The organism is Streptococcus sp. HMSC070B10 (assembly GCF_001808665.1).
Taxonomy (GTDB): Bacteria; Bacillota; Bacilli; order Lactobacillales; family Streptococcaceae; genus Streptococcus.
The window spans coordinates 1,577-18,959 of record NZ_KV794215.1; the positions used below are offsets into that span (position 1 = coordinate 1,577).

Annotated in this window: 14 protein-coding genes and 1 pseudogene; 11 read left to right on the forward strand and 4 right to left on the reverse strand. The window is 41.1% G+C overall.

Annotated elements, in window-relative coordinates; all coding sequences use genetic code 11:
• Nucleotides 1-1,328, reverse strand: a pseudogene (locus HMPREF2613_RS11360) (ISL3 family transposase); the annotation flags it as partial.
• Between the two features lie 103 nt (nt 1,329-1,431).
• Between HMPREF2613_RS11360 and HMPREF2613_RS09385 the strand changes: the two are divergent.
• From HMPREF2613_RS09385 to HMPREF2613_RS09405, 5 genes are all read left to right on the forward strand, one after another.
• Entirely contained in the window at nt 1,432-2,343 is a 912-nt protein-coding gene (locus HMPREF2613_RS09385) for a DMT family transporter (RefSeq protein ID WP_070480116.1), read from the forward strand.
• Between the two features lie 228 nt (nt 2,344-2,571).
• Nucleotides 2,572-3,270 carry a 2,3,4,5-tetrahydropyridine-2,6-dicarboxylate N-acetyltransferase gene (gene dapD / locus HMPREF2613_RS09390; protein ID WP_049511636.1) on the forward strand — a complete coding sequence of 233 codons (699 nt, stop codon included), beginning with the start codon at nt 2,572-2,574 and terminating at the stop codon, nt 3,268-3,270.
• 67 nt (nt 3,271-3,337) lie between these two features.
• Nucleotides 3,338-4,468 carry an N-acetyldiaminopimelate deacetylase gene (locus HMPREF2613_RS09395; protein WP_070480117.1) on the forward strand — a complete coding sequence of 377 codons (1,131 nt, stop codon included), beginning with the start codon at nt 3,338-3,340 and terminating at the stop codon, nt 4,466-4,468.
• Nucleotides 4,469-4,479: 11 nt separating this feature from the next.
• Nucleotides 4,480-5,019, forward strand: a complete 540-nt coding sequence (locus HMPREF2613_RS09400; protein WP_070480118.1) for a 5-formyltetrahydrofolate cyclo-ligase — start codon at nt 4,480-4,482, stop codon at nt 5,017-5,019.
• A complete protein-coding gene (locus HMPREF2613_RS09405; RefSeq protein ID WP_070480119.1) occupies nt 5,003-5,698 on the forward strand; it encodes a rhomboid family protein in 696 nt (231 codons plus the stop codon). Before HMPREF2613_RS09400 ends, HMPREF2613_RS09405 begins: the two co-directional genes overlap by 17 nt.
• Nucleotides 5,699-5,888: 190 nt before the next feature.
• On the opposite strand, the gene HMPREF2613_RS09410 is transcribed toward HMPREF2613_RS09405, so the two are convergent.
• The 3 genes from HMPREF2613_RS09410 to HMPREF2613_RS09420 form a co-directional block, all read right to left on the reverse strand.
• Nucleotides 5,889-6,791: a hypothetical protein gene (locus tag HMPREF2613_RS09410; RefSeq protein ID WP_070480120.1), complete on the reverse strand. Its 903-nt coding sequence runs from the start codon at nt 6,789-6,791 to the stop codon at nt 5,889-5,891.
• Between the two features lie 491 nt (nt 6,792-7,282).
• Nucleotides 7,283-8,182 (reverse strand): UTP--glucose-1-phosphate uridylyltransferase GalU, encoded by a 900-nt coding sequence (gene galU / locus HMPREF2613_RS09415; RefSeq protein WP_070480121.1) that lies wholly within the window; start codon nt 8,180-8,182, stop codon nt 7,283-7,285.
• Nucleotides 8,183-8,203: 21 nt separating this feature from the next.
• Entirely contained in the window at nt 8,204-9,220 is a 1,017-nt protein-coding gene (locus HMPREF2613_RS09420) for an NAD(P)H-dependent glycerol-3-phosphate dehydrogenase (RefSeq protein WP_070480122.1), read from the reverse strand.
• A gap of 204 nt (nt 9,221-9,424) precedes the next feature.
• On the opposite strand from HMPREF2613_RS09420, the gene patA reads away from it, so the two are divergent.
• The 6 genes from patA (at nt 9,425) to HMPREF2613_RS09455 (ending at nt 17,281) form a co-directional block, all read left to right on the forward strand.
• Nucleotides 9,425-11,131 (forward strand): multidrug efflux ABC transporter subunit PatA, encoded by a 1,707-nt coding sequence (gene patA / locus HMPREF2613_RS09425; protein WP_070480123.1) that lies wholly within the window; start codon nt 9,425-9,427, stop codon nt 11,129-11,131.
• 1 nt (nt 11,132) lies between these two features.
• Nucleotides 11,133-12,899, forward strand: coding sequence for a multidrug efflux ABC transporter subunit PatB (gene patB / locus HMPREF2613_RS09430; protein ID WP_070480124.1), 1,767 nt, complete (start codon nt 11,133-11,135; stop codon nt 12,897-12,899).
• A gap of 137 nt (nt 12,900-13,036) precedes the next feature.
• Nucleotides 13,037-13,726: a gamma-glutamyl-gamma-aminobutyrate hydrolase family protein gene (locus tag HMPREF2613_RS09435; protein WP_070480125.1), complete on the forward strand. Its 690-nt coding sequence runs from the start codon at nt 13,037-13,039 to the stop codon at nt 13,724-13,726.
• A 169-nt stretch (nt 13,727-13,895) separates the two neighbouring features.
• The gene (locus HMPREF2613_RS09445; protein WP_000018268.1) at nt 13,896-15,245 is read left to right on the forward strand and encodes a glucose-6-phosphate isomerase; all 1,350 of its coding nucleotides are present in this window, start codon (nt 13,896-13,898) and stop codon (nt 15,243-15,245) included.
• A gap of 127 nt (nt 15,246-15,372) precedes the next feature.
• Nucleotides 15,373-16,833, forward strand: coding sequence for a glutamate--tRNA ligase (gene gltX, locus HMPREF2613_RS09450; RefSeq protein ID WP_070480126.1), 1,461 nt, complete (start codon nt 15,373-15,375; stop codon nt 16,831-16,833).
• A gap of 13 nt (nt 16,834-16,846) precedes the next feature.
• A complete protein-coding gene (locus HMPREF2613_RS09455) occupies nt 16,847-17,281 on the forward strand; it encodes a cytidine deaminase family protein (protein WP_000355915.1) in 435 nt (144 codons plus the stop codon).
• Nucleotides 17,282-17,383 lie beyond the last annotated feature (102 nt).

Genomic DNA, 17,383 nt, shown 5'->3' on the forward strand with positions numbered 1-17,383 from the left:
AAAGGACAAATTTCGTCCTTTCTTTTTTGATGTTTAGGGCGATAAAAATCCGTTTTTTGAAGTTTTCAAAGTTCCGAAATCCAAATGCATTTCGTTTGATAAGTTTGATGAGATTATTAGTGGCTTCCAATTTTGAGTTGGAATAAGGTAATTGAAGGGCGTTGTTAATCTTGTCTTTATCCTTGAGAAATGTCTTAAAGACAATCTGAAAGAGAGGATGAACCTGTTTTAGATTGTCCTCAATGAGTCCGAAAAATTTGTCTGGCTCCTTGTTCTGAAAGTGAAAAAGTAAGAGCTGATAGAGATTATAGTGGTGTTTCAAGTCTTCTGAATAGCTTAAAAGTTTATCTAGAATCTCTTTATTCGTCAAGTGCATGCGAAAAGTAGGGCGATAAAATCGCTTATCACTGAGTTTTCGACTATCCTGCTGGAAGAGTTTCCAGTAGCGTTTGATGGCCTTGTATTCATGGGATTTTCGATTGAATTGATTCATGATTTGAACACGGACACGACTCATAGCACGGCTGAGATGTTGGACAATGTGAAAGCGATCAAGAATGATTTTAGCACAGGGAAAAAGTTGTCTAGCTAAGTCATAGTAAGGACTAAACAGATCCATAGTAATGATTTTTACCTGACAGCGAACAGCTCTATGGCAGCGAAGAAATTTATTTCGGATGACAGTTTGTGTTCTACCCTCAAGAACAGCTATGATACTGAGATTATCAAAATCTTGCGCAATGCACCTCATCTTCATCTACCGATTGAAACAGTCACTCATCTGACTGTTTCAACGTTCCAGGACATAATTTCAAGCAAATGGCTAAAGTTATACTCAAAGTGAAAGTCATTGAGCTTGCGAATGACAGTTGAAGTTGAAATGGCTAGCTGATGTGAAATATCGGTCATAGAAGTCTTTTCAATCAGCTTTTGAGCAATCTTTTGGTTGATGATACGAGGAATTTGGTGATTCCTCTTGACGATAGAAGTCTCAGCTACCATCGTTTTTGAACAGTGATAGCACTTGAATCGACGCTTGCTAAGCAGAATTCTAGTAGCCATACCAGTCGTTTCAAGGTAAGGAATCTTAGACGGTTTTTGAAAGTCATATTTCTTCATTTGACTTCCCACAATAAGGACAAGATGGAGTCTCATAATCCGGTTTAGCGATGATTTCTTTATGGGTATCCCTATTAACAACAGCTAAATTCCCAAACTAAGTTCCACCGCTAGTAAAAGTGGAAGTTACCCTTATTGATAGCATCCATAATTTGGATATTAGGATCTTTAATATTGAGTAGTTTTATAATAAAATGTAGTTGTTCCATATGATTCTTTCTAATGAGTTGTTTGGTAACTTTTCATTATAAATCTTATGGGACTTTTCTATTGCCACTTTTTTCTTTTTTCCTTTCGTGTTACAATAAAGGTATGAATCAGTATCAGAAAAAGATTGTTAAAGGAACCATTTATTCGCTCCTATCAGGCTTAATCTGGGGAATTTGCGGGATTCTAGGAGAGTATTTCTTTACTCATTATCAGGTGTCCTCTGGCTGGATTACCTCTATGCGTTTGACATTGGCAGGGAGTCTTGTGCTCATTTGGTCTGCAATGCAATTAAAGTCACAAGTGCTAGATATCTGGCGAGACAAGAAAAATTACCTGCCCTTTCTAGCCTATGCTATTTTGGGAATTTTCTCAGTCCAGTATTTTTTCTATCTCTGTGTAGAATATTCTAATGCAGCGACAGCGACTATTTTACAGTTTATTAGTCCAGTTTTTATCCTCTTTTACAATCGCTTGGTTTATCAAAAACGAGCGTCAAAAAGTGCTATTTTCTATGTTTTGGTTGCCATGCTGGGTGTTGGCTTGATGGCGACAAAAGGCGATCTTTCTCAGTTATCCATGACGCCACTAGCTCTTATAACGGGTTTGCTGAGTGCAATGGGTGTTATGTTTAATGTTATCTTGCCCCAGCCTTTTGCGAAACGCTATGGTTTTGTACCCACGGTTGGGTGGGGGATGATTTTGGCCGGTTTATTTAGCAATGTCCTCTCGCCAGTGTACCAGCTTTCCTTTACTCTTGATATTTGGAGTATCTTGATTTGTCTTATTATCGCTTTCTTTGGAACGGCTTTTGCTTTTTTCATTTCCATGAAGGCAGTGTCCTTGGTTTCTCCCTTGGTGGTTTCTGTCATTAGTGCCAGTGAACCTCTCTCCTCTGCTCTCTTGAGTGTTTTGTTTTTAGGATTGGTGGTGGATTGGTCTCTTCTTCTAGCTATGGCCCTGATTATTTTACCCATGATTTTCCTATCGATAGAAGAAGCGAAAGAAAGTAAATAAAAAGTCTTTTCTTAATTCTAAAAGTGTTCTATACTAGAATAGTCAATAAAACACGGGGAGATAGTTGTGAAGAGTGTTTTTAGGTTGTATCGGTAGGGGCTTGCTTTTACCGACAGCACGTTTTATCTCACATCCCTAAAAATCATACCTAAAAACAAACAAAAAGGCTTCAAATTTGAGGCCTTTTTTGGTAGAATAGGTATCATTAAAATGAACTAGGAGGCGCCTATGACTGCTACAAAAATGAACGCACAAGAAATTATCCAATTTATCGCCAATGCTGAAAAGAAAACCAGTGTCAAAGTAACCTTTGAGGGAGAACTTGCAACTGCTGTACCTGGATCTGTTGTTAAACTAGGAAATGTCCTATTTGGAGACTGGAAGGACGTGGCTCCGCTTCTCGATGGTTTGGTAGAAAATCAAGACTATGTTGTTGAGCAAGATGCTCGTAATTCTGCAGTTCCTTTGCTAGACAAACGTGCTATCAATGCTCGTATTGAGCCGGGTGCTATTATCCGTGACCAGGTTGAAATTGGTGACAATGCTGTTATCATGATGGGAGCGGTTATCAATATCGGTGCTGAAATTGGTGCAGGAACTATGATTGATATGGGGGCTATCCTTGGTGGCCGTGCTATCGTTGGGAAAAACAGTCACGTTGGTGCAGGTGCGGTTCTTGCAGGTGTGATTGAGCCAGCGAGCGCAGAACCAGTCCGTGTTGGAGACAATGTTCTCATCGGTGCCAACGCAGTGGTTATCGAAGGGGTCCAAATCGGTAGTGGTTCAGTTGTCGCAGCAGGAGCTATTGTTACCCAAGATGTCCCAGAAAACGTGGTAGTAGCAGGTGTTCCAGCTCGCATTATCAAAGAGATTGATGCCCAAACTCAACAAAAAACAGCGTTAGAGGATGCGCTTCGTACCTTGTAATTGTAAAAGAAAAATAGAGGCGGAACCCTTCTTCCAGCCTCTTTCTGCTATATCGGAGGATAGATAGATGTTAGATTTGATTCAGACTAGACGAGATTTGCACCAGATTCCAGAGATTGGCTTGGAGGAGTTCAAGACTCAGGCTTATCTGCTGTATGTGATTGAGAAATTGACTGCGGGCAAGGATTTTGCCCAAGTTCGAACTTGGCGGACAGGTATTTTGGTTTATTTGCAGGGAAGTCAGCCAGAGCGTACTATTGGTTGGCGGACGGATATTGATGGCCTGCCTATCGTCGAACAAACAGGACTTCCTTTCACTTCTCAACACCAAGGTCGTATGCATGCTTGCGGCCATGATTTCCACATGACTATTGCTTTGGGCTGCCTCGAGCGCGCCCTTGAGGAACAACCCAAGAATAATCTGCTTTTCCTATTTCAGCCCGCTGAGGAGAATGAAGCTGGTGGCATGCTCATGTATGAAGATGGTGCTTTTGGGGACTGGTTACCAGACCAGTTTTATGGTCTCCATGTTCGACCAGATCTGAAAGTCGGTCAGATTGCGACTAATACTCATACACTCTTTGCAGGGACTTGTGAGGTGAAGATCCGTTTCAAAGGCAAAGGTGGGCACGCAGCCTTTCCACATGAAGCCAATGACGCCTTGGTGGCCGCTAGTTACTTTGTGACCCAGGTGCAGTCAGTTGTCAGCCGCAATGTCAACCCAATCGAGGGAGCAGTGGTGACCTTTGGTCTTTTCCAAGCTGGAACAACCAACAATATCATCACAGACACAGCCTTTTTACATGGAACTATTCGGGCTTTGACACAGGACATGAGTCTATTGGTGCAAAAGCGGGTCAAAACAGTTGCAGAAGGAGTTGCAGCTGCCTTTGATATGGAAGTCGAAGTGGAACTCAAACAAGGTGGTTACCTGCCTGTTGAGAACCATCCAGCCTTGGCGCGTGAACTGATGGATTTCTTTGAAGAAAAAGACGGAATTGAGTTGATTGATATCGAACCTGCTATGACAGGCGAGGACTTTGGTTATCTCCTTTCAAAGGTAGATGGCGTTATGTTTTGGCTGGGTATTGATAGTCCCTACGCCCTTCATCACCCTCAGATGACTCCTAAGGAAGAGGCTCTAGCAATTGGGGTGGATACGGTCTCTAGTTTCCTGAAAAAGAAGGCAACAGAGTAGAGGGCTTGTCTATGAAATCGGAATTACGCAAGCAAGTCTTGCAAGAAATGAAGGCTATCCCTCGAGAGCAAAAACAGGCTATGGATCAAGCTTTGACAGAAGGACTTTTACAATACCCCTTCTACCAAGAAGCAAATACAATCGCAACCTATCTCTCTTTTCCTCATGAGTTTCAAACGCATGAACTGATTGAGCAGGCGCTGAGGGATGGCAAGAAGATTCTAATACCAAAAACCTATCCCAAGGGGCGCATGGACTTTGTAGTCTATCATCCGCAACAACTGGTCAAAACTTCTTTTGGCTTACTGGAACCACAGGGAAATTTGGAAGTAGTGGATGCCTCTCAGATTGATTTGATTCATGTTCCTGGTCTGGCTTTTACGACAGAGGGCTATCGGATTGGCTATGGCGGAGGCTATTACGACCGCTATCTTGAACATTTTACTGGTCATAGTATGAGTACAATCTATCCTTGTCAAGTTCAGCAATTCATGCCTGAAAATCATGATATTCCTGTTCAGGAGGTTTTGGTTGATGAAGGAAATCTTTGACAGACGTTATCCTGTGACGAGTTTCTTCCTATTAGTGACGACCTTGGTATTTCTACTAATGTTGGTGACCACAGGTGGAAACTTTGATAGGGCAGATACCTTATTTCGATTTGGAGCCATGTACGGGCCTGCTATTCGCCTCTTTCCTGAGCAAGTTTGGCGTCTATTCTCTGCCATTTTTGTCCATATTGGGTGGGAACATTTCATTGTTAATATGCTTTTGCTTTATTATCTTGGAAGGCAGGTAGAGGAGATTTTCGGATCCAAGCAGTTTTTCTTTCTCTATCTCTTATCAGGAATGATGGGAAATCTCTTTGTTTTTGAGTTTAGTCCCAAATCCTTAGCAGCAGGAGCTTCTACCTCTCTCTATGGTCTTTTTGCCGCGATTATCATTCTTCGCTATGCTACGCGCAATCCTTATATCCAACAGCTAGGGCAATCTTATCTGACACTTTTTGTGGTTAACATTATTGGAAGTGTTCTGATTCCAGGAATTAGCCTAGCTGGTCATGTTGGCGGTGCAGTAGGAGGGGCCTTTTTAGCAGTTATCTTTCCAGTTCGAGGAGAAAGACGGATGTATAGTACCAGCCAGAGGTTAGGAGCGGTAGTGTTATTCGTAGGACTCGCAGTCTTGCTTCTTTACAAGGGAATGGGGTTTGTGACGACTAATACTCAATGAAAATCAAAAAGCAAACTAGGAAGCTAGCCGCAAGCTGTACTTGAGTACGGTAAGGCGACGCTGATGTGGTTTGAAGAGATTTTCGAAGAGTATAATATGTAAACTTGAATAAGAAAAAAGCTACTTAAAAAATGAGTAGCTTTTAATGTGTTTTGGAACCATTCGAAACAACACAGCTCTAAAATAGTTATTAACGTTGTCTAAAATCAGCAATTCCTCCACCGTAGTTTCCAAGGTGGTTTCCATTGTCGTCACGAACATCACCATTACTGTGATTTGCTTGAAAGTTGCTTCGATTGCCTCCGGCATCAATGCTCCAATATCTTGTATAGCCATCATTTCCTCCGCCGCTATTGCTGTTGCCAGATGAATATTGTTCGGTAGCTGGGGCTTCATAATTGCTTCCGCCACCATTTGATCCAGAATCAGAAGATGAGTTAGAACTTGAACTGCTTGAATTGCTTGATCCACCAGAAGATTCTTGTGATTTAGCTTCTGATTGTTTCTTCTCTTCTTCTTTAGCTTTTTCAGCTGCTTTTTGTTCTTCTTCTTTCTTCAAAGCTTCGATTTGCTTATTGAATTTATCTACAATATCAGTAAGAGATTTTGTAGTTTCTTCAAGATTATCTTGTTTGAATGTTTCATCAACTTTCTTGATAAAATCAATTTGTTTATTGATTTCTTTTACATTATTTTCTAAGGTTGTTTTATCTTTAAATTTGTCATCTGAATCTTTGATGTCATAAGCAAAACCTTTTTGCAAATGAAAATCTACAATGGCTTTAGATGATTCTTTGACTTTGTTATTAAGATAGTCTTTACCTGTATCGGTTTTAAGTGAAGTTTCAGATAATTCTTTCAACTTAGAAATAGATTCATCTGAAGATGCATCAAATGATTCAAATAGTTTATCAACTTGTTCTTTGTCTGATTTGCTATCTTTTTCTAATTGTACAATTTTTGCTTGTTGCTCTGCTTGATGTTGGTAATATGAATACCATCCAAACCCTAATACCAATACAACACCAACTGCAACTGATGAAATGATTACTTTTTTATTATTTTTGATAAATTCTACAAATTTGTTTTCCATAATCTTTTACTTTGATAGTGTCCGCAATTACTTTAAAATTAAAATTACACCTATCTTTCTCCCTTATTATATTCTTATTAATAGCTTCCACAAAATTAAACAACTTATGTTCGACTCGGTTGATTTAATTTAACCATGACTACTCCAATAGTTAAGTCAAATTTAAAATTATTTATTATTTTGGAACCATTCGAAACAACACAGCAAAGTTAAAATAAGGCTTTGTCCGTACACAACTTGAAAAAGTGCGCACCGATTCGGTGCTTTTTATTTTATTATACTAACTCATTGTACTCCTATTTTTATAAAAAAACAAATAATATCGTAGCGCTTTCATAAAATTTGAGTTCAATTCGATGGAGCTTGTAAGTGGGTTAACTGAGAAATACGATTTCCTTTTGTTGGTTTATATGTTCGGGATGATGGCAATACAAAATAAAAGAACTGGGATAATTAACTATCCTAGTTCTTTTTTTATATAGAATATTCTTCTATTCCCCCTCAGATAATTCTTTTCCCAATTGGATGAGGTAATCTTTCAAGTCATCTTTGACTTGTGGGTGCTTGAGGGCATAGTCAATAGATGTTTTCATAAAGCCAAACTTATCCCCAACGTCGTAACGAGCTCCTGTAAATTCACGGGCGAAAACACGTTGTGTTTTATTAAGTGTATCAATAGCGTCGGTAAGCTGGATTTCATTTCCAGCACCGGGAGCTTGATTTTCGAGGATCTCAAAAATTTCTGGTGTGAGCAGATAGCGCCCGATAATTGCTAAATCACTTGGAGCATCCTCTGGAGCTGGTTTTTCAACGAAAGTTTCGACACTGTAGAGACCATTAATCCCTTCACCCTGAGGAGCGATAACTCCATATGCTGAAACTTCTTCATGAGGGACAGGCATAACAGCAATTGTTGATGCGTGAGTCGTCTCGTAATCGTTCATCAATTGTTTTGTCAAAGGTACAGCATGGTCATCTGTGATATCCATTAGGTCGTCACCAAGCATGACAACGAAGGGCTCATTCCCTACAAAAGCTTTTGCTTGTAAGACAGCATCGCCAAGACCACGAGGATGGCTTTGACGGATAAAGTGAAGGCGAATGCCAGTTGTTTCGTCTACCAATTTTAGTAAGTCATGTTTGCCTTTTTCTTTGAGGTTGTACTCAAGCTCAAAGTTTGAGTCAAAGTGGTCTTCAATAGAACGTTTTGATTTACCAGTGACAACCAGAATATCTTCAATACCTGATTTAAGAGCTTCTTCTACGATAAATTGGATAGTTGGTTTGTCTACAATTGGCAACATTTCTTTAGCAAGTGCTTTGGTTGCTGGTAAAAATCGAGTCCCAAGTCCAGCGGCAGGGATGACTGCCTTTCTAACTTTTGATGTCATAAGAATCCTTTCTCTAGAGGGTTAAGACCACTCATTTTCTGCTTTAAATTCATTGTTCATGATGTCATAAATGGCATCTTTGATATTGGTTCCGTGGTAGATAACTTGGTAAATAGCCTGTGTAATGGGCATATAGACTCCAAGTTCTTGCGCTAGTTCATAGGCTGCTCGAGTCGTTGAGATTCCTTCGATTACCATGCCCATATTGGCTTCGATATCAGCTAGAGATTCTCCACGACCAAGAGCATCTCCAGCTCTCCAGTTACGAGAGTGGATGGATGTTCCCGTTACAATCAAATCTCCCACACCAGATAAGCCGCTATAGGTCAATGGATTGGCACCGAGTGCTACCCCTAGGCGGGTAATTTCTGCCAAGCCTCGAGCGATGATGGCTGCCTTAGCGTTGTCACCAAATCCTAAACCATGTAAGGCTCCAGCACCGACAGCGATAATGTTTTTAAGAGCACCAGCGGTTTCGACCCCGATAACATCCGTATTGGTATAAAGTCGGAAGTAGTGATTACTAAAGAGTTCTTGAACGTATTGAGCGGTTTGTAAATCTTTAGAAGCAGCAGTGATTAAAGTTAGGTCACGCACAATGGTTTCTTCTGCATGACTAGGTCCTGAAACAACGACAATATCACTGCGGAGATGTTCAGGAATTTCTTCTTCAAGGATAGTTGATAATCGTTTATGGCTATCAGGTTCTAATCCCTTTGATGCGTGCATGATGATAGCCTTATGGTCCAAGGTTTTTGCAACTTGTTGGGCAACAAGTCGTGTCACTTTTGTTGGGACAACAAACAAAATCGCATCTACATCTTTCAGTGCCTCTGCTAAGTCGGTGTAGGCAATGATATTTTCATCTAGAACGACATCTTTAAAGTAGTGTTTGTTAGTATGATAGGTATTAATTTCATTGATTTGCTCGGGAATGTTTCCCCAAATACGTACCTCGTGTCCATTGTCATTTAAGACTTGTGAAAGGGCAGTTCCCCAAGAACCAGGCCCCAAGACGGCGATGGTTTGTTTTTCCATATTCCCCTCCTTTATAACCTTCTTTTTACTATTTTACCATAAAAACCTTTATCATGCATTACTGTAGATGAAAGCGCACTAATTTGTATCAAGGAGACTTCTTTGACAAGTTCCCACTTTTTTGCTAGAATAACATCACACAAACAGAATGAGAAGGAGCTGACGCATTGTCGCTCCCTTTTGTCTATTTTTTAAGGAGAAAGTATGCTGATTCAGAAAATAAAAACCTACAAGTGGCAGGCCTTGGCTTCGCTCCTGATGACAGGCTTGATGGTTGCTAGTTCACTTTTGCAACCGCGTTATCTGCAGGAAGTGTTAGACGCCCTCCTTGCTGGGAAATATGAAGCCATTTATAGTATAGGGGCTTGGTTGATTGGTGTGGCCTTGGTCGGTCTAGTTGCTGGTGGTCTTAATGTTGTCCTAGCAGCCTATATTGCCCAAGGAGTTTCATCCGATCTTCGAGAGGATGCCTTCCGTAAAATCCAAACCTTTTCTTATGCCAATATTGAACAATTTAATGCGGGAAATCTAGTCGTTCGCATGACAAATGATATCAACCAGATTCAGAACGTGGTCATGATGACCTTCCAAATTCTTTTCAGACTTCCCCTCTTGTTCATCGGTTCGTTTATCTTGGCGGTTCAAACCCTACCTTCTCTGTGGTGGGTGATTGTTCTCATGGTGATCTTAATTTTTGGTTTGACTGCTGTCATGATGGGTATGATGGGGCCTCGTTTTGCCAAGTTTCAAACCCTTCTTGAACGCATCAATGCTATTGCCAAGGAAAATCTGCGTGGCGTTCGTGTGGTCAAGTCCTTTGTCCAAGAAAAAGAGCAGTTTGCTAAGTTTACGGAGGTTTCAGACGAGCTACTCGGTCAAAATCTTTACATTGGTTATGCCTTTTCAGTAGTGGAACCCTTTATGATGTTGGTCGGTTATGGGGCGGTATTCCTCTCTATTTGGCTAGTTGCAGGGATGGTTCAGTCGGATCCGTCAGTTGTTGGCTCCATTGCTTCCTTTGTCAATTACCTAAGCCAGATTATCTTTACCATTGTTATGGTTGGATTTTTGGGAAATTCTGTCAGTCGTGCCATGATTTCTATGCGTCGTATTCGAGAAATTCTTGACGCAGAGCCAGCCATGATCTTCAAGGATGTGCCAGATGAAGAGTTGGTCGGAAGTCTTAGCTTTGAAAATGTAACCTTTACCTATCCAATGGACAAGGAACCGATGCTGAAAGATGTGACCTTTACTATCGAACCTGGTCAAATGGTTGGTGTAGTTGGAGCGACTGGTGCAGGGAAGTCAACCTTGGCTCAATTGATTCCACGTCTCTTTGATCCGCAAGAAGGCTCTATTAAAATCGGAGGTAAGGATATTCGAGAAGTGAGTGAAGGGACCCTGCGTAAAGCTGTCTCTATCGTTCTCCAACGTGCCATTCTCTTTAGTGGAACGATTGCAGATAACTTGAGACAGGGTAAGGGAGATGCTACTCTATTTGAAATGGAGCGAGCAGCCAATATTGCTCAGGCTAGTGAATTCATTCATCGTATGGAGAAAACCTTTGAAAGTCCAGTTGAGGAACGGGGAACCAATTTCTCTGGTGGACAAAAGCAAAGGATGTCGATTGCGCGTGGGATTGTCAGCAATCCACGTATTCTGATTTTTGACGATTCGACCTCGGCCTTGGATGCCAAGTCAGAGCGCCTAGTGCAAGAAGCCTTGAATAAGGACTTGAAGGGGACGACAACCATTATCATCGCGCAAAAGATTAGCTCGGTTGTCCATGCAGACAAGATCTTGGTACTGGATCAAGGACGATTGATTGGTCAAGGTACGCATGCAGACTTGGTTGCCAACAATGCTGTTTACCGTGAAATCTACGAAACACAGAAAGGAAAGGAGGAGTAAAATGAAGACGGTTCAATTTTTTTGGAATTATTTTAAAGTCTATAAGCTATCATTTGTAGTTGTCATCCTGATGATTGTTTTAGCAACTCTTGCCCAAGCCCTCTTTCCGGTCTTTTCTGGACAAGCAGTGACGCAGCTAGCTAATTTAGTTCAAGCTTATCAAGATGGCAATCCAGAACTTGTTTGGCAAAGTCTATCAGGAATCATGGTCAATCTTGGCCTGCTGGTTTTGGTTCTCTTTATCTCCAGTGTCATATACATGTGTCTTATGACGCGCGTGATTGCAGAGTCGACAAACGAGATGCGCAAAGGTCTCTTTGGTAAGCTTGCTCGGTTAGCGGTTTCTTTCTTTGACCGCCGACAAGATGGCGATATCTTGTCTCGTTTTACCAGTGATTTGGATAATATCCTTCAAGCCTTTAACGAAAGTTTGATTCAGGTCATGAGCAATATTGTTTTATATATCGGTCTGATTCTTGTCATGTTTTCGAGAAATGTGACGCTGGCCCTCATCACCATAGCAAGCACACCACTGGCCTTCCTCATGCTGATTTTCATCGTAAAAATGGCACGCAAATACACCAACCTCCAGCAGAAAGAGGTAGGGAAGCTCAACGCCTATATGGATGAGAGTATCTCAGGCCAAAAAGCCGTGATTGTGCAAGGAATTCAAGAGGATATGATGGCAGGATTTCTTGAACAAAATGAGCGCGTACGCAGGGCAACCTTTAAAGGAAGAATGTTCTCAGGAATTCTTTTCCCTGTTATGAATGGGATGAGCTTGGTTAACACAGCCATCGTCATCTTTGCTGGTTCAGCTGTACTTTTGAATGATAAGTCTATTGAAACTAGTACAGCCCTAGGTCTGATTGTTATGTTTGCCCAATTTTCACAGCAGTACTACCAGCCTATTATCCAAGTTGCAGCTAGTTGGGGAAGCCTTCAGTTAGCCTTTACTGGGGCTGAACGGATTCAGGAAATGTTTGACTCAGAGGAAGAAATCCGACCTGAAAAGGCTCCAATCTTTACTAAGTTGCAAGAAGGTGTTGAAATCAGTCATATTGATTTTTCATACTTGCCTGATAAACCTATTTTGAAAGATGTCAGCATTTCCGCTCCGAAAGGCCAGATGACAGCGGTTGTTGGGCCGACAGGGTCAGGGAAAACGACTATTATGAACCTCATCAATCGCTTTTATGATGTTGATGCTGGTGGAATCTATTTTGATGGCAAAGACATTCGTGACTATGACTTGGATAGTCTCAGAAGTAAGGTGGGGATTGTCTTGCAAGATTCGGTCTTATTTAGCGGAACGATTCGAGACAATATCCGTTTCGGTGTGCCAGATGCTAGTCAAGAAATGGTTGAGGCAGCAGCCAAGGCAACCCACATTCACGACTACATCGAAAGCTTGCCTGATAAGTACGATACTCTTATAGATGATGACCAGAGCATCTTCTCAACAGGACAAAAGCAATTGATTTCTATCGCTCGAACCCTGATGACAGATCCAGAAGTTCTCATTCTCGATGAAGCAACTTCAAACGTAGATACGGTGACAGAAAGCAAGATTCAGCATGCCATGGAGGCAGTTGTAGCAGGTAGAACCAGTTTTGTCATTGCCCATCGCTTGAAGACCATCCTCAATGCTGATCAGATTATTGTCCTTAAAGATGGAGAAGTCATTGAACGCGGTAACCACCATGAACTCTTGAAACTAGGTGGCTTCTACTCAGAACTCTATCACAATCAATTTGTTTTTGAATAAGAAAAAAGTTGTCCCCTTGGGCAGCTTTTTCTTGTCCATAAAAAATATTTATCACGGCCTTTAAAAAAACATATTAGACTAAAGGCGTTTTGAGTGATATGATAGGACTATCGTTAACATTCGAAAGGAGAGGCATCATGGCTAGAACGGTTGTAGGAGTTGCTGCAAATCTATGTCCCGTAGACGCAGAAGGCAAAAACATTCATTCATCTGTATCTTGTAGATTCGCAGAGAGCATTCGTCAAGTCGGTGGTCTCCCTTTAGTCATTCCTGTTGGTGATGAGTCAGTTGTACGCGATTATGTAGAAATGATTGATAAGCTTATTTTGACAGGCGGTCAAAATGTCCATCCTCAGTTTTATGGAGAGAAAAAGACCATCGAGAGCGATGATTACAATCTGGTCCGTGACGAATTTGAACTGTCTCTCTTGAAAGAAGCGCTTCGTCAGAATAAACCAATTATGGCAATCTGTCGCGGTGTACAACTTGTCAATGTTGCCTTTGGCGGAACCCTCAATCAAGAAATTGAAGGTCACTGGCAAGGACTACCTTTCGGAACGTCTCACTCTATTGAGACAGTAGAAGGAAGCGTGGTGGCTAAGCTATTTGGAAAAGAGAGTCAGGTCAACTCCGTCCATCGTCAAAGCATTAAAGATTTGGCACCTAATTTCCGTGTAACTGCTATTGACCCAAGAGACCAGACCATCGAAGCGATTGAGTCTATCGATGAGCACCGCATTATTGGTTTGCAGTGGCATCCAGAGTTTCTGGTTAATGAAGAAGATGGTAATTTAGAATTATTTGAGTATTTATTGAATGAACTGTAACGACTGGAACATCTAGTCGTTCTTTCTTTTATTTTTTCAAAATTTTTGGAATGTGGGATTTTTACGCAAACGTTTGAATTCTGATAAAAATTGGAGAAATTCGACAAAAAACTTGAAAAAAACGAAGGTAAGCGTTATGATAGAAAAGAAGAAATATTGGAGGAATAACATGTCACATATTAAATTTGATTATTCAAAAGTTTTAGACAAATTTGTTGCACCACATGAAGTGGAATACATGCAATCACAAGTAACAGCAGCAGATGAATTGATCCGTAAAGGAACTGGTGCTGGTAGCGACTTTTTGGGATGGTTGGACCTTCCTGAAAACTACGACCGCGAAGAATTTGACCGCATCTTGAAAGCTGCTGAGCAAATCAAGTCAGACAGCGATGTTTTGGTTGTTATCGGTATCGGTGGATCTTACCTTGGTGCTAAAGCAGCAATCGACTTCTTGAACCATCACTTTGCAAACTTGCAAACAAAAGAAGAGCGCAAAGCTCCACAAATCCTTTACGCAGGAAACTCAATCTCATCTACTTATCTTGCTGACTTGGTAGAGTACGTAGCTGATAAAGACTTCTCAGTAAATGTAATTTCTAAATCAGGTACAACAACTGAACCAGCTATCGCTTTCCGTGTCTTCAAAGAACTCTTGGTTAAGAAATACGGTCAAGAAGAAGCAAACAAACGTATCTATGCAACAACTGACCGCCAAAAAGGTGCTGTTAAGGTTGAAGCAGATGCTAACGGTTGGGAAACATTTGTTGTTCCAGATGATATCGGTGGACGCTTCTCAGTATTGACAGCCGTTGGTTTGCTTCCAATCGCAGCATCAGGTGCTGACATCAAAGCCCTTATGGAAGGTGCGAATGCAGCTCGCAAAGACTATACTTCAGATAAAATCTCTGAAAACGAAGCTTACCAATACGCAGCAGTTCGTAACATCCTTTACCGTAAAGGTTATGCAACTGAGATCTTGGTAAACTATGAGCCATCACTTCAATACTTTTCAGAGTGGTGGAAACAATTGGCTGGTGAATCAGAAGGAAAAGACCAAAAAGGTATCTACCCAACTTCAGCCAATTTCTCAACTGACTTGCACTCACTTGGTCAATTTATCCAAGAAGGAACTCGTATCATGTTTGAAACAGTTGTCCGTGTTGACAAACCTCGTAAAAATGTGATTATCCCTAGCTTGGAAGAAGACCTTGATGGACTTGGTTACCTTCAAGGAAAAGACGTTGACTTTGTAAACAAAAAAGCGACTGATGGTGTTCTTCTTGCCCACACAGATGGTGATGTACCAAACATGTACGTGACTCTTCCAGAGCAAGACGCTTTCACTCTTGGTTACACAATCTACTTCTTCGAATTGGCTATCGCCCTTTCAGGTTACTTGAATGCTATCAACCCATTTGACCAACCAGGTGTTGAAGCTTACAAACGTAACATGTTCGCCCTTCTTGGAAAACCAGGATTTGAAGAATTGAGTAAAGAACTTAACGCACGTCTATAATAGAAGAAAAGAGTGGTTTGTCCACTCTTTTTACTCTCTTTATTCATAGAAATTGGACTCAGCCAAGACTTGTGATATAATATAGAGAGCAAAAAGGCAGACGCCTAGAGACTTTATAGGAGAAACTATGTCAAAAGATATCCGCGTACGTTACGCACCAAGTCCAACAGGACTACTACACATCGGGAATGCCCGTACAGCATTGTTCAACTACCTTTACGCACGTCATCATGGTGGAACTTTTATCATTCGTATCGAAGATACTGACCGTAAACGTCATGTCGAGGATGGTGAACGTTCACAGCTTGAAAACCTTCGCTGGTTAGGTATGGATTGGGATGAAAGCCCAGAAACACATGAAAATTACCGCCAGTCTGAGCGTTTGGACTTGTATCAAAAATACATCGACCAACTGTTAGCTGAAGGAAAAGCCTATAAATCTTACGTTACAGAAGAAGAGTTGGCAACTGAACGCGAACGCCAAGAAGCAGCTGGTGAAACACCACGCTACATCAATGAATACCTTGGTATGAGTGAAGAAGAAAAAGCAGCTTACATCGCAGAACGCGAAGCAGCAGGAATTATCCCCACTGTTCGCTTGGCTGTCAATGAGTCAGGTATCTACAAGTGGCATGATATGGTCAAAGGTGATATCGAATTTGAAGGTGGCAATATCGGTGGTGACTGGGTTATCCAAAAGAAAGATGGTTACCCAACTTACAACTTTGCCGTTGTTATCGATGACCACGATATGCAAATCTCTCATGTTATCCGTGGAGACGACCACATTGCTAATACACCAAAACAGCTCATGGTTTATGAAGCACTTGGTTGGGAAGCTCCAGAGTTTGGTCACATGACCTTGATTATCAACTCTGAGACTGGTAAGAAGTTATCTAAACGTGATACTAATACACTTCAATTTATCGAAGACTACCGAAAGAAAGGTTACCTTCCAGAAGCAGTCTTTAACTTTATAGCTCTTCTTGGTTGGAACCCAGGTGGCGAAGATGAAATCTTCTCTCGTGAAGAACTCATTAAACTTTTCGATGAAAACCGCCTCAGCAAGTCACCAGCAGCCTTTGACCAGAAAAAACTCGACTGGATGAGCAATGATTATATCAAGAATGCAGACCTAGAAACTATCTTTGAAATGGCAAAACCATTCTTAGAGGAAGCAGGCCGTTTAACTGACAAGGCTGAAAAATTAGTTGAGCTCTATAAACCACAAATGAAATCAGTAGATGAGATTATCCCATTGACAGATCTTTTCTTCTCAGATTTCCCAGAATTGACAGAAGCAGAGCGCGAAGTCATGGCGGGGGAAACAGTCCCAACAGTTCTTGAAGCCTTCAAAGAAAAACTTGAGGCGATGACAAATGATGAATTTGTAACAGAAAATATCTTCCCACAAATCAAAGCTGTTCAAAAAGAAACAGGTATCAAAGGGAAAAATCTCTTCATGCCAATTCGCATCGCAGTTTCAGGTGAAATGCATGGACCAGAATTGCCAGATACTATCTTCTTGTTAGGCCGTGAAAAATCAATCCAGCATATCGAAAACATGCTAAAAGAAATCTCTAAATAAGAAGGATGCAACAATGGATATCTGGGAAAAGATGTACGAAGAAGCACAGAAATTGTATAATCCACATGAAGTATCTGATTTTGTTTATGCGAATCATGTCGTTGCCGCAGTAGAAGCAGAAGATGGACAAATATTTACAGGATTCTGTATGGAGGGAACCTGTGGTGTTTTCCATCTCTGCGCAGAGCGGGCAGCACTCTTCAATATGTACCAATTTTCGGGACAAACTAAGGTTAAAAAAGTCTTAGCCTTTCGAGAGCAACCACCTTATGGTGGAAGTTCGGGTATGCCTTGTGGCGCTTGCAGAGAGTTCCTCTTAGAGTTGAACGCTGAAAATAAGGACGCAGAAGTCATGATGGACTACGATACAAGAAAGACGGTTAAAGTTGCAGAACTAATGCCCTATTGGTGGGGAGAAGAACGTGCTTCTAAGTTTAATAATCAATAGAAGAGTCAGTATAATTCTGGCTCTTTTTACTTAATTTGAAAAAAACAGAAAAAGTAGTTGACAAGTCTGAAAAAGTCTGTATAATAGTAAGAGTTGAAAATA

Coding starts and splice junctions, on each gene's coding strand:
- HMPREF2613_RS09445 (WP_000018268.1), top strand. CDS start 13,896: ATGTCACATATTAAATTTGATTATTCAAAAGTTTTAGACAAATTTGTT.
- patB (WP_070480124.1), top strand. CDS start 11,133: ATGAAGACGGTTCAATTTTTTTGGAATTATTTTAAAGTCTATAAGCTA.
- dapD (WP_049511636.1), top strand. CDS start 2,572: ATGACTGCTACAAAAATGAACGCACAAGAAATTATCCAATTTATCGCC.
- HMPREF2613_RS09455 (WP_000355915.1), top strand. CDS start 16,847: ATGGATATCTGGGAAAAGATGTACGAAGAAGCACAGAAATTGTATAAT.
- HMPREF2613_RS09395 (WP_070480117.1), top strand. CDS start 3,338: ATGTTAGATTTGATTCAGACTAGACGAGATTTGCACCAGATTCCAGAG.
- HMPREF2613_RS09420 (WP_070480122.1), bottom strand. CDS start 9,220: ATGGAAAAACAAACCATCGCCGTCTTGGGGCCTGGTTCTTGGGGAACT.
- HMPREF2613_RS09410 (WP_070480120.1), bottom strand. CDS start 6,791: ATGGAAAACAAATTTGTAGAATTTATCAAAAATAATAAAAAAGTAATC.
- patA (WP_070480123.1), top strand. CDS start 9,425: ATGCTGATTCAGAAAATAAAAACCTACAAGTGGCAGGCCTTGGCTTCG.
- gltX (WP_070480126.1), top strand. CDS start 15,373: ATGTCAAAAGATATCCGCGTACGTTACGCACCAAGTCCAACAGGACTA.
- galU (WP_070480121.1), bottom strand. CDS start 8,182: ATGACATCAAAAGTTAGAAAGGCAGTCATCCCTGCCGCTGGACTTGGG.
- HMPREF2613_RS09435 (WP_070480125.1), top strand. CDS start 13,037: ATGGCTAGAACGGTTGTAGGAGTTGCTGCAAATCTATGTCCCGTAGAC.
- HMPREF2613_RS09400 (WP_070480118.1), top strand. CDS start 4,480: ATGAAATCGGAATTACGCAAGCAAGTCTTGCAAGAAATGAAGGCTATC.
- HMPREF2613_RS09385 (WP_070480116.1), top strand. CDS start 1,432: ATGAATCAGTATCAGAAAAAGATTGTTAAAGGAACCATTTATTCGCTC.
- HMPREF2613_RS09405 (WP_070480119.1), top strand. CDS start 5,003: ATGAAGGAAATCTTTGACAGACGTTATCCTGTGACGAGTTTCTTCCTA.